The organism is Streptomyces sp. NPDC048254, assembly GCF_043201895.1.
Lineage (GTDB): Bacteria > Actinomycetota > Actinomycetes > Streptomycetales > Streptomycetaceae > Streptomyces.
In genome coordinates this window covers 981,489-993,980 of the sequence record NZ_JBICZJ010000002.1, presented here as the reverse complement: position 1 = coordinate 993,980, position 12,492 = coordinate 981,489, and the positions used below count along the sequence as shown (strand labels likewise).

Here is a 12,492-nt window from a genome sequence, read left to right as displayed (position 1 = left end):
CCCGTTTTCAGCGACAGGGCATATGAAGTAGGACACCCCGTATTGGTGTTGTGAACCAAGATCGGGATGCCGCCCGCCACAACATAGTACGTGTGGAGTTGCTGGACAGTGAGGTTCCAGCGGTTTGCCGTGCCGGGTGTGGGCTGGGTGGCGACGACGTGGGCGTGGCCGTTGGTGGCGGTGTTGAGGGCATCGCCGGGGTGGAGTTTGCCGGCGGCGACCCAGGTGTGTGTGGTGTCGTCCCAGAAGGGGTGGTTGGCGGTGGTGTGGAGGGTGGCGGTGTGGCCGTCCTTGGTGCGGATGGTGAGGTCGAGCAGGTCGTGGTCGTGGTTGATCCACACGTGCTGGACAGTGCGGGCGCCTTGATGTTTGCCGGTCTCGGGGTTCGCGGATTCGACGTTGTCGCCGGTCTTGATTTCGCCGATCGGTTTGGTCTTGCCACCGTCCATGAGGACCGGAGTGTCGGGAGAGAAGCTGCAACGACTCGTGTACTTTGTTCCGCTCTTTGACGTACCGGACGCTGGCTCGTCGGGTTTGGTGGCGGCGGCGTCCGCTTCTTTGGCCCGTTCCTGGGCGTTCGCGCGCTTGAGGGCGGCCAGGTCTTCGACGTCGGATGCCGCTTCGTCGAGTGCCTTGGCACCTGCGCCGGCCGCGCCGGCCGCAACACCACTGACGTCTCCCTCGGCGGCGCCCTCGCCCTCGCCGACGAGGCCACCTTCGGCTGCACCTGCTGCGCTGCCCTCGAGGCCGCCGCCTGAGATGACACCGCCGGCTACCTGGCAGGCTTGATCGTGGTCGGCGCCGCCTCCGGTGAGCCAGAACTCACACTTGGCGACGTCGTAGAGCGGTACAACGACAGCCACCACAACCTTGGAGACCACGTCATGGGAAGCGGACGGATAAGAGCCGGGGGTGGGTGGTGTGCCCGGTGATGGTGAGGGAGTCGGAGACGAGTTGTCAGAAGTGTTGCCGTTGGAGTTGTCGGTGCCGCCCCCGCCACTGGGCGGGTTGTACGGCGTCTTCCCAGTGTTCTGCCCGCCGTCGGGGCAGATGTCCTTGGGGCACTGGCCAGATGGGTCGGAGTTCGTTGAAGGGTTGTCCGCGGCGTACGTGTACCCGCCCATTTGGTTGGGGTCGCCCGCTTCGAAGAGCGGGTCGGGGGTGAGGAAGCGGCCTTGGGCGGCGTCGTAGTTGCGGGCGCCGAGGAGGTCCAGGCCGGTGGTGCTGTCGGTGGGCTGGCCTAGGTAGCCGTGGTTCTCGTCGGCGGCCACCCAGGTGGTGGGCTTGGTGCCGCGGCTGTTGCCGTAGGGGTCGTAGTAGCGGCGGGTGACCGCCAGGGTGCTGGCGTCGATGGCGGTGGTGGCGGTGCCCTGGGCGTTGGCGACTTCGTAGGTGACGGTTCCGCTGCTGGAGCGGCAGATGGTGGTGCCGTCCGGGCCGTGGTAGTAGCGCAGGCCGGTCCAGGTTTTGGCGGAGACGTTCAGGGTGATCTGCTCGGTGCCGCCGAACAGGTACAGGATGCGGGACTTGGCGGTGCCGTCGACGCTGCTGGTCTGTTCCAGCAGGTTGCCGTCGGCGTCGTAGAGGTAGCCGCTGGTGTTGGTGTGGGTGCCCGAGCCGGTGGCGACGGTGGCGGTGCGGCCCTCGGCGTCGTAGGTGAAGGTCTGGGTCTGGCCGGGCGGCAGGGCTCCGGTGCCGGCGGTGGTCCAGGTCTGGCCCGCGCTGCCGCAGGTGGCGAGGGTGAGCTGGGTACGGATGGTGGCACTGGCGCCGGGGTCGGTCACGCACATCGCGCTGTTGGCGTTGCTGACCAGTGTGCCGGTGCTGGTGACCTTCCACTTCTGGGTGGCGTCGCTGTTGCAGGTGTCGATGACCAGGAGGGTGCCGGCGGTGGTGGCGTTACCGGTGGTGTCCAGGCACATGGTGCCCAGCACCTTCACGGTGCCGTCGGTGCCGATCGTCCAGTTCTGGGCGGCGGATGCGTTGCAGGTGTAGGTGCGGACCACCCCGCCGGGCGTGGTGGAGGCGCCCGCGTCGTCGATGCAGAGCTTGCCGCCGCCGGTGAGGGCGAAGCCGGTGTTGAGCGGACCGGTGGTGGTGGTCTTGCGGCTGATAGTGTCGCCGGCGTTCTTGTTGCTGTAGGCCGGGTCGGTGTAGGTGGGGGTCCAGGTGGCGGTGCCGGTGGTCGGGTTGCTGCTGGTGGTGGTGCCCGCCTGGTTGGGCAGGGTCGCGGTGGCGGTGCCGTCGGTTCCGGTGTAGGCGGTGGTCTGTGTGGTGTTGTTGGCCGCGGTGCCAGTGGTGTCGTGGTTGACCATGCTGGTGCGGTCGCCGAGCAAGTCGTAGCTGTAGGTCTGCCAGTACGGTGCCGGGCCGCCGACCGTGGTGGTCGTGACCGGGGCCGTGGTGGTGGTCTGCACCAAGCCGGTGGTGCAGCCGCCGACGGCTCCGACCGGGGCGCTGGTGGAGTTGGTGATACCTGCGGTGTCCGTCCAGGCGGCGGTCAGGCGCTGGAAGGAGTCGTAGGTGAAGCACTGGGTGTCGTGGGTGGTGTTGTTCTGCTGGTCGTCGATCGCGGTGATCTCGCCGGCCTGGTTGTAGCGGTAGTTGGTCAAGTCCAGGGCGGTGGTGGACGTCTGCAGCATGCTGGATGTCTGGGTGACCCGGCCGGTGGTGGCGTCGTACTGGGCGAAGGTTGCCAGTTCCTTGCCGGTGGGGCCGTAGTTGGTCTGCAGGACCCGGCCGAAGGGGTCGTGGACGGTGGTGTCCAGGTAGGCGGGTGTGTTGGACGAGCTGATGAAGCCGCCGATGCCGTCGAGGTTTCCTTGCTGGGTGTAGCCGTAGTCGACGTCCTCGGCGGGCAGGTTGCCGTCGGCCTGGTAGTGCACGGTGGACAGCAGGCCGACAGCAGGTGTGTAGGTCGCCGTGCTGATGTAGGTGACGGTGCCGCTGCTGGGGGCGGTGGACTGCCCGGCCGCGGCGAAGCCGTCTGAGGCCGGGACGGTCAGGGTGCTGCCGGTCGGCTGATAGGCCGTGTTGTAGCCGGTGACTGCCTGGATATACGCCGATCCCGACTTCCCGCCGACGTACCGGGTGGATGAGGTCGGGTAGCCCTTCGCAAGCGTGTCGTACTCCCAGGAAGCAAGTTCCTTGGTGGGATCCGGCGTGGCCGACCACGCGCCCTTGTACTCGGCTGTGGGGCGGTTGTCCCAGTCGTAGCTGTAGGACAGAACCTGCCCGCGCGAGTCGGTGGCCTGTTGCAGGTTGCCGGCGACGTCGTACTGGTCGTAGCTGGTGGTGCCGGTGTTCGGGTCGGTCTGGGACGTCTTCTGGCCCAGCAGGTTGTAGTGGTAGGACCAGGTGTTGCCGGCGCTGTCCTTGATCGTGTCGACCTGACCGGCGGGGGTGTAGGTGTACGTGGTGGCGGCGTCGGCCTCGCTCGCCAGGTGCCAGGTGTCGGTCTTCCAGATCGCGGCACCAGTACCGTCATAAAGCACCATGTTGGCGTCGTTCTGGATCTGCATCACGGTGCCGGTGGTGGTTCCGGTCGACCACAGAGCGGTGGTGGCGCCCGCGTTGTAGACGACGAAGTTGCCGTCGCTCCGCAAGGTGGCAAAGGCTCCCGGGTTACCGGAGGTGCTGGTCGACCACAGGGTCTTGCCCGTCGCGAGGGAGGTCAGTACCAGGTTGCCGTCAGCCTGCATGGCCAGCCGGGTGCTGTCCGAGGTCAGCGATGTGCCTGATGGGATGACCTGGCCCTGGGTGAGTTTGACCGTGCTGCCGGTGTTCTTGACGACGCTTTCGGTGGTCTGCCCCAGTGCGTTGGTGTAGGTCGCGGTGGAGCGGCCGCCGGCCGGGGCGGTGGTGTCGGTCTCGTCGGCACCAGGGTAGCTCGTGGTGGTGTGCCACTGCGGGACCGCCTGGTGCCACAGCGTGCTGGTGGTCGCGCGGCCCTCGCCGTCGTACCCGGTGGTGGTCTCCGACGGGACCTGGTTCTCGTTCGCCGCGTACAAGGTGGTGGAGGGGGAGTTGTTCGGCTCGGAGTAGGGCGCGAACGACACGGTCTGCCAGCCGTGCGAGTCGTAGAAGCTGTCGGAGATGATCCGGCCGGAGTTGGTGTCGCCGTCGGCCGTGGCCTGGGTCTGGCGGGGCTGGAGCATGCCGTCGTAGATGGTGATGGCCGAGGCGTAGGTGCCGTCCTCGCGCAGTGTCTTCGTGGTCACCGTGGAGGGGTCGCCCGACGAGGTGATGCTGCCACTGGGCCCGATGACCACCCCGGGGTTGATCGAGTAGGTGAACGTCTCGTCCGCGCTCTGGCCCGACGCCTTGTCCCGGCCGGGTAGCCAGACGGCTGTACGTCGGCCGAGCGCGTCGTAGGTGATGTCGGTCTTGCGCTTGTTGGCGTCGCCGTTCTCGGTGGCCAGGCCACGCAGCGGGTCGAGGGTGGAGGTGACCGTCCAGTTCTTGGAGTTGGTGGTCGTGATGCTGGTCGGGTTGGTGTTGCCGCCAAACGGGCTCCAGGCGGGGCTGAAGTCGGTGTGGGTGTTCTGCCCGGTGGCGTCCAGGGCATCCGTGACCCGGCCGGCCCCGTCGTACTTCATGGCCGAGCTGGTCTGCCAGTTCTCCGTGGTCCCGGTGTAACCGGTGGCCGTCTGCACAGCACTGGCCTGGCCGACCGCCGTGCTGCCGGTCTGGTCGAGCTGCCCGAAGGTGCCGAGGTTGGTGAGGGTGCCGTCACCGTCGTAGTAAATCTTCTTGTCGGCGAGCAGCGTGCCGGAGCTGGCCGCCGTGCCACAGGGACCGCTGACGGAGGTGACCTGGTCCGGGTAAGACAGTGCCATGGTGTTGGCCGCGGGCGGCGACGCATAGGTGGTGGTGGCGCACTTCTCCTGCGCGGCCACGCTCACGTCCCCGTGGGCGTCTACGGTTGAGACGCGGCCCTGGCTGTCGTAGGTGGTGTCGGTGCGGGTGTGGCGCCATGTCCCGTTGGCGAGCAGCGCGTAGCCGTGCGACTGCGCGGTCTTGATCCGCAGAGCGATCAGATCGGGGAGGGTCGACAGGTCTGGTTCGGTCTGGCCGGGGTTGTCGTCCTGGGTCCAGTCCGTCCACGGGGTCTGGGCGGCGTGGGCGGTGGTGGTGAAGGTGAACGGACCGTTGACGGTTACGGCGTTGACGGTGCCGCCCGCCGCCGTGTAGGTGTCGCTCTGAAGGGCTTGGCCGGCGAGTTGGTCGGCATCCGTGACGGTCTGGACCGTGGAGCCACCGACCTTGGCGTCCACGCTGACCGAGCGGCGGGTGCCGTCGGCCTTGTAGTCGCCGTCCATGCCCTGCAGGTAGGTGGTGGTCTGCTGGGTCACCGGCTCGGGAGCCTGACCAGTCTGCACCGTGACCGTGCGGAAGCCTCGGAACTGGTCCCACGTGCGGTACTGGTCGTCCGTCTGGGCCGAGTCGTCCCGGTGCCAGGCGGGACCGGCGTAGCTGTAGGTGGAGACCTGTATCTCCGAGCCCGCGGCGTTGCTGTTCGTGGAGTTCGGCTTGTACTGGGAGGCGATCGTCCGGTCGGACGCCGTGACGGTGTGCACGGTGGTCTTGTTGAACCAGTCCGCGATCGGCTTCGATGCGCCCGGCACCGTCCAGTAGACCGGATAGCAGGAGTTGGTGTTGCCGTCCGCGGCCGAGATCGACAGCGTCTTGTTCGCGCACGGGTTGGAGTTGTAGTCGACGGCGATGGACTCACCGGTCTCGGTCTGGATCGAGGAGATCCTCGGCCGGTACAGCGGCGGCGCGGACGGGGAGGTGTCGTTGACCCGGTTGTCGATCTCGGTACCGGTGAAGGAGACCTGGTTGAGCTTGATGGCGCTGTTGCCGTTGCCGTAGGTGTCCTTGCCGGTGTGCTGGATCGACTGCAGCCACATCACGGCCTGCAGGGAACCCGCATCCTTGGGGTCGATGGTGGTACCGGTGACCGGGTCGACCGTTCCGCCGGCGTCCGAGTACACCTGCCCCAGCTGGTAGCTGTCGACGTCGACGAGATCGTCCGTCGAGGAATCCTTGACGTGGACCTTCGTGGTGATGCTGTCCAGGCGGGTGGTGGACCAGAACGTCGGTCCGGCCGTGATGCAGACATCGGTCGGCACGGAGGTGGACCCGGACGGCAGGGTGGTGCTGTCGGTGGAGTCGCAGTGCAGGTCCCACGGCACGTCGGGCCAGTGCGGGGCCGTGTTGTCGTTGAGGTTTCCCGCCGAGCAGTCGGTGAAGGTGCCCGTGGTCTGGCAGCGCTGCTTGGAGGTGAAGACCACCTGGCCGGCGGGCTGGCGGCCGGTCTGCTCGTCGGTGAGCTTGTAGCCGTAGGAGACGGAGTCGAGCCTGCCGCCGCGGACGTACGAGGTCAGGGTCCCCGAGTCACCGGTCGCGGCCTGGCCGCCGCCCAAGTCGTAGTAGTTGGTCTCGGTCGTGTAGTCGTAGCGCTGGACGAACCCGCTCGGCGAGACGACGAAGTCAAGGTTCCAGCGCCAGCCCTCGTGCTTGTCGCACTGCGACGCCTTGCCCTTGGCCGAGTCGTAGCACGGATCGCCCGATTCCGGGTGCAGTACCGGCACACCCCAGGCGGAATCGGTCGAGGAGTCGCCCGGAGTACCGGACTGCATCGCCCCGGAGGGACCGGGGCCCGTCGGGGAGTGGTCGGCACCGAAGTACGCGGCGGTGCCGTCCGTGGTCAGCAGCCGGAAGTAGACGCCGTCGTGCAGGCCGTTGGCGGCCCCGGACAGCTCCTGGACCAGGGTGCCGTCGTCGCCCTGCAGCCGCCACTGCTTGATCTCGCCCGGCACGCTGGAGTCGACGCCGTCGGGCACCAGCTGCCCGGAGTGCGATCCGAAAGAGATCGTGGCGTTGTCACCGGCCCAGCACTGGTCCCCGGATCCCTTGAGGATCTTCTTGCCGCTGCTGTCCAGCAGAGCGCCGCAGGAACGATACGCCCGCTCCACGAAGCCCGGCTGGTAGTCCCAGCCGTCACCGATCCAGGACGCCTGGGAGTTCCGGGCCGAAGTCTCCCCGTCCTCGGACTGCGAGTCGTAGGACAGCGCCACCGCCGGGACGTTGCCGCCGACTACGGACGGGACATCGATCGGGTAGGAGTAAGTGAAGGCGCCGGTGCCCGAGGTCTGCCAACTCCCCGCAGGATTCAAGGAGGTTGCCGCGTAATTGCCCTGGGAGCCGGAGCTGCCGGAGGTGACCTCCACGGTCGTCGTGTTCGCCGTGGTGGTGTTCGCGGACATCGGCTCGGCCGTGCCGCTCGCGGTACGTGATGCCGCAGCGCTGGAGGAGCCGATAGTAAGCGTGGCGGTCAGCTGGTCCGCTGTCGCCCTGTTGGTGAAGGTGATGGGGGTCCGCGTCCCACACTGCTTCAGCTGGGGAGTGGTCATCGCACAAGCCGGCACCTGGAACAGCCGCAGACGTGAACCGAACCCACCGCCGTACGCCTTGGCAAGCGAGGAATAGTCGATGACCACACGCACCCGGCCGCCACCGGACTTCGCGTCGGCGCGGGTGAAGGCGAGGAGCATGCCGTCGGCGCCTGCCCGCAGGGTCTGGGCGTGCGACGCGACCTTCACCTTGATCGCCGCCGGGCCGGATGCCTTGGCGGACCCTGACTTGTCCTCGGCGGCAGGTGCCGGTGACACCCACACCGGCAGGGCACCGGCCTTGACGGGCTTCGTCACCGGAAGGACGCGAGTGCTCGGGGAAGACGTGGATGCCGCCTTGGGCGATGCAGCGGAAGCGCTGGCGGGACTGGACGACGGACTCGGCGTCGCCGCGGTGCCAGAGGCGGTGTTACCGGGTCCGGTGGTGCGCGTCAGGGAGACAGTTTTCGTGCCAGCCCTCGGCCACACCGGTTTGACGGGCTGATAGCGGCTCGCTGCCTTGTAGCCCTTGGGGTGAACGGCGGCGGGTCGGCGGAGGGTATGACTGCCCACTGCCGGGGTCTTCGGCAGGGGCTTCGGATTCCACACCGTGCCCTTGAAGTGGTATGGCCCCACGACCACGCCAGCGGCCACCGCAGCGGGCACGAGGAGTGTCAACAACGCGACAGCCGTTGTGGCGAGAGTCAGCGCTCTGCCCCAGATCCGGTACTGGACGCTCGCATACCAACGCCGCTTGCCGCTCACAGAATTCCCCCCACGACCAGCGGTCCTGACAGACCGTCGCCCCCCAATCACGCCCGCTGCGTGATCGTCGGGAGGCTATTGATAGGGACCGGTCAACTCAATACCCTGTGTCGGCGATGTGACCATGACGTATGCCAACTGAGCGCCCGATGTGCCCTTTCCGTGAAGTCACGAACATCAACACCTGATGGCAAACCGGACACCAAGCACACCGCTCGCCACGGCCTGGAAGTCCATCGATGTGGCGAAGATCACGAATGCAAAGCATTTGCAAAAAGAGGGGGAGTTGCTAAGTGTTGTCCGGGTATACCCGAAAGCAGCGCAGCAGAAGGGAACTGATGCGCCGTTTGGCGCTTGTCCCGGCGCTGGCAGGTCTGTTGCTCACCGTTCCAGCTGCACCGGCAAGCGCCGACGAGTCCGCCCCGAGTGATCCACTGCTGGCCGCCCAAGCCGAGGCCGTCGCCAGCGGTCACGATGTGCCCGTCGATTCCCTCACGACGGAGACCTCCACCGTCACCGCCACCCCCGACGGCACGTTCACCTCCACCACCAACGTCATGCCGGTACGGGTCCTCAAGGACGGCACCTGGACACCCGTCGACGCCACTCTCGCCACGAATGCGGACGGGACGCTCGCGCCGAAGGCCACACCGAACGACGTCACCCTGTCCGGCGGCGGCAACGGCCCGCTGGTCACCATGACCAACGAGGACGGGCACAGCATGGCGCTGACCATGCCCTTCGCTCTCCCCGCGCCCACCGTCAGCGACGACACCGCTGTATACAAGTCCGTACTGCCTGGCGTGGACCTGTCCGTATCGGTCACCGACCAGGGTGGCTTCAGCGACGTACTGATCGTCCACGACGCCGCAGCCGCAGCCGACCCGCACATCAAAAAGCTCACCGAGGCCGCCTCCACTCAGGGCCTCGCCCTCTCCGCGACGGATTCCGGCGGCATGAACGCCATCACCGCCGACGGCACCGTCGCCTACACCAGCCCCCGCCCCCTGATGTGGGACTCCAGCACCCCTTCGGACGCACCCGCGGAAACCACGCCCGCCCCGGACAGCACCACGGCCGACGCCGCCCCCGTGGCATCCTCCGCCGACGGCCCCGGTGAGGGAGCCAACGTGAACACGGTGCCGATGAGCACCACGTCCAGCGGCATCACCCTGGCACCGGACACAACCGTGCTCAACGACCCGGACACCACCTACCCGGTGTACATCGACCCGTTCGACAACCCGGTCACCAAGGCATCCGGCCACTACGACGAGGTGTACTCCAGCTCCACCTGCTCCGACAGCCCCCAGTACGACAAGCCCCAGACCAACGGTGAGGGCGTGGGCTACCAGCGCTGGGGCGGCGTCTGCGGCACCGGCCTGGAACGTTCTTACTACGCCATCCCCACCAGCGGGCTCGACCCCTCCATGCACGTCTACGACGCCCTCATCACCGTGAGCTCCACCTACGCGGCAAGCTACGACTGCTCACAGAACCAGCCGATCACCCTTCACACCACAGGGCCGATCGACTCCGGCACCGACTGGAACAACAAGCCCGCCCCCGTCGACGACAGCTACGACCCCGTCAAAATCACCATTCCCAGCGCGGCCAACTCTGGCAGCAGCTGCAGCAACCACACCGCGAGCTTCGAGGTCAAGGATCAGGCCCAGCGGATAGCGAAGTACCACAGCGCCAGCGGCGACTACTGGACAGTCGGCCTCTTCGGCAACGAGAGCATCTCCTCCAGCAACGACGACTACCTGCGGATGTCCAGCAAACTCACGATGAACGTGACATTCGACATCCCCCCGGACGTCCCGGCGAGCCTGCTCACCACGCCGCCCGCGACCGGAGCCACCGGTTCCTGTGTCACCAGTGGCGACGGCTGGATCGGTGCGACCACTTACTCCGGTGCCGGAAGCAACGTCCAACTGCACGCGAAGGTCAAGTCGAACGTCTCCGGCGAAAACGTCAGGGCGATCTTTCACGTCTGGGACCGCACCGTCCTCGACTCCAGCGGCAACGCCCAGGACAAGGGAAACCCCACCACCGGCTACGTCTCGGCGGACACCGCCAGAGACGTCAATTTGCCTATCGGGTTCACCCTCAAAGACGGCCACGAGTACGGCTGGGACGCCTACGCGCAGGACAACAACGCAAAGCCCCTGTCCTCCGACATCAGCGACCACTGCTGGTTCAAGACCGACTTCACCCCACCGGACACACCCGACATCGCCACGAACAAGTCCTTCCCACCCGCCGGCACCGGACCAGCCGACCCGCTGGTGTACGCCGGACCCGACACCACCCCCTTCATCGTGACCGCGACCGACGCTGCTCCCTCCGACACCAGCTGCAGCCCGAACGCCTGCCTGTCCAGCGGCATCGACCACTTCCTGTGGCAACTGGACAGCCAGCCCACTGCCACCACCGGCACAACGGCCGCCGTCACCAGCAGCGACAGCTCCGGCATCGCCACCGGAACAGTCCCCGTCCCGATCACCCACTGGGGCATCCACACCCTCTACGTCGCCGCAGTCGACGCAGCCGGGAACATCTCCCAGGCCCCCGCCAGCTACACCTTCACCATCCCCTGGGATCCCAAGACCAAAATCACCCCAGGAGACATCAGCGGTGACGGCGTACCCGACCTGCTGGCCACCACGAAGACCGGCGACCTCGAACTGATCCCTGGCGACACCGACCCCGCCCAGAGCCCTGCTCCTGCCCAGACCGGCCCCATCACCACCACACCGCCCGCGATCAACGGTCCGGTACTCGTCTCGACTCCGGACGACTCGCCCGACCAATCCAGCTGGAACAACTACCTGATCGCTCACCGCGGCAACCTGCACGGCGCGGAATTCGACGATTTGTTCGCCTACAACAAGCAGACCAAGCAGCTCTACATTGTCAAAAACGACCACGACCCCGTGGACAGCTCTACCCCGGATGAGAAGAACTCGACTTTCCCCGGCTACGTGGACAAACGCTTCAACAACGTCGCGAAGGAGAGCTGCGCGTCGTCCGACATAGTTTCCGACGATACACGCTGCCGCACGGCCGGATACAACAATGCAGGCTGGGACATCACCCAACTCGTGACACCGGGCAATGTCTACGGCAATTCCAACAACTACCCAGCCGTCATCACCGTCGAGTCCAAGAAGCTGTGGCTCTATCAATCCGACAGTATCGGTCATTTGAAGAACCCGATTCTCCTCGGTGACGGCGACTGGTCCGGCCTCACCCTCATCGCACCCGGCACCGTCGGCGGAACCTTCAGCTCCGACTCCAACGGCGATGGCAAAGTCACCGGTGGCACCCCCACTCTGTGGGCCCGCGACAACACCACCGGCGCCCTGTACACCTACTCGCTCGCCCTCGGCTCCGACGGCCTGCCCCAGATCCTGCACGCCACCACCCACACCGCCCTGCCCTTCACCCTGCCCCCGACGGTCTACCCCCAGATCGCATCGTCCGGCGACGTGAACAGCCTCTCCGGCGGCCCGGACGGCAACCCCGATCTCTACGTGACCGACACCCACGGCGAACTGATCGAGTACCCAGGTACCGCCCCGACCGGCACCACCGCCAACTTCGCCGCCCCTGTCTCCCTGGGCACCGCCGCCAACGCCGCGACTCACTGGTGGAACCTTGACGACGGCACCGGCAACACCGCCGCCGACTGCGCCACCGCCACAGACTCCGGCTGCAGTGGTGGGCTCCCAGCCTCGCTGAGCGGCGCCTATACCTGGAGCAGCGACTCGGCTCGAAGCAAGTACATCAACCTCAACGGCACCACCGGCCATGCCAATACCTCCGGGGCGGCCGTCGACACCTCGCGGGGCTTCACCGTCTCTGCCTGGATCAAGCTCAATTCGTCGTCCGCCAATTCGACATTCGTCTCGCAGGACGGGGCCGTCAACAACGGCTTTCAGCTGTACTACTCCTCGGGCGCCCAGGCGTGGGCCTTCGGCAGACACAGCACCGACGCGAGCGGTGCCGTCTGGCAGGCCACCTACGGCAGCAAGCCCGTCATAGGCAAATGGACACACCTGGTAGGCGTCTTCGACGCCACCAACCAGGAAATCCGGCTCTACGTCAACGGTAAACTCACCGCCGCCAAGGACTGGACCTACACTCCCTGGAACGCGACCGGCTCCCTCCAGATCGGCCGCAAACTCTCCTCCGGCGCCTACGGCGAGTACGCCAACGCAGGCATCAGCGACATCCACGTCTACAACACCGCCCTGCCTCCCGCCGACGCAGCCGCTACCGGTGACAACCCCGCCATCAGCCAACTCGACTGACCGCTGAGGGA

The 12,492-nt window shown here is 66.8% G+C and carries 2 protein-coding genes; one reads left to right on the top strand and one right to left on the bottom strand.

What is annotated here, in order from left to right; genetic code table 11:
* A partial coding sequence (locus tag ACGFZQ_RS09815; protein ID WP_393839854.1) for a ricin-type beta-trefoil lectin domain protein occupies window positions 1–7,715 on the bottom strand: 7,715 nt, incomplete at its 3' end.
* Window positions 7,716–8,500: 785 nt separating this feature from the next.
* On the opposite strand from ACGFZQ_RS09815, the gene ACGFZQ_RS09810 reads away from it, so the two are divergent.
* Complete coding sequence (locus ACGFZQ_RS09810) at window positions 8,501–12,481, top strand: LamG domain-containing protein (protein ID WP_393839853.1); 3,981 nt, start codon at window positions 8,501–8,503, stop codon at window positions 12,479–12,481.
* Window positions 12,482–12,492: the final 11 nt, after the last annotated feature.

Coding starts and splice junctions, on each gene's coding strand:
- ACGFZQ_RS09810 (WP_393839853.1), top strand. CDS start 8,501: ATGCGCCGTTTGGCGCTTGTCCCGGCGCTGGCAGGTCTGTTGCTCACC.